Below are 215 nucleotides of genomic sequence, written 5' to 3' on the forward strand. Positions count from 1 at the left end.
AATCGCCGGATCATTCTGTCCACGCTCGATCATTGCTGTAAGATCAAACTGCGCCCATGTCATATTGTCCGCAGCGCCCATGATTTCATTATCAGATTCAATTTCTTTATTAAACCATTTTGCATAATCGTTTGAATTGCCGTTTTTCGGAGCTACCCATCCGTCAAATGCCTCGTCGATCACTAAGATTCCATGCTTATTACATGCATCGATCA

General features: G+C 42.3%; 1 protein-coding gene. It reads right to left on the bottom strand.

The features are described from left to right. The coding region (locus NE668_RS10180) for a hypothetical protein (protein ID WP_256196955.1) at positions 1 to 215 on the bottom strand (215 nt) is incomplete at both ends.

It is taken from the genome of Veillonella parvula (assembly GCF_024461875.1).
Taxonomy (GTDB): Bacteria; Bacillota; Negativicutes; order Veillonellales; family Veillonellaceae; genus Veillonella; species Veillonella parvula_I.